Source organism: Streptococcus mitis, from assembly GCF_002096815.1.
Taxonomy (GTDB): Bacteria; Bacillota; Bacilli; order Lactobacillales; family Streptococcaceae; genus Streptococcus; species Streptococcus mitis_AD.
In genome coordinates this window covers 1300-1711 of sequence record NZ_NCVJ01000003.1, presented here as the reverse complement: position 1 = coordinate 1711, position 412 = coordinate 1300, and the positions used below count along the sequence as shown (strand labels likewise).

General features: G+C 49.3%; 1 protein-coding gene. It reads right to left on the bottom strand.

Features of this window, described 5'->3' with window-relative positions:
- Window positions 1–412, bottom strand: a 412-nt coding sequence (locus B7696_RS10715; protein WP_192856261.1) for a hypothetical protein, incomplete at both ends; no start/stop codon positions are given.

The following is a 412-nucleotide window of genomic DNA, read 5'->3' as shown; positions in this document are numbered from 1 at the left end:
CTTGCTGATTGGCTCGCACTTGTTGACGCTGATTCAGAGGCCGATGTGCTTGCTGATTCTGACGCACTTGTTGACGCTGACTCAGAGGCGCTTGTGCTTGCTGATTGACTCGCACTTGTTGATGCTGATTCTGATGCTGATGTGCTTGCTGATTGGCTCGCACTTGTTGATGCTGATTCAGATGCTGATGTGCTTGCTGATTGACTCGCACTTGTTGATGCTGACTCAGAAGCTGATGTGCTTGCTGATTGACTTGCACTTGTTGATGCTGACTCAGAGGCACTTGTGCTTGCTGATTGACTCGCACTTGTTGATGCTGACTCAGAAGCGCTTGTTGATGCTGATTCAGATGCCGATGTGCTTGCTGATTGGCTCGCACTTGTTGATGCTGATTCTGATGCTGATGTGCTTG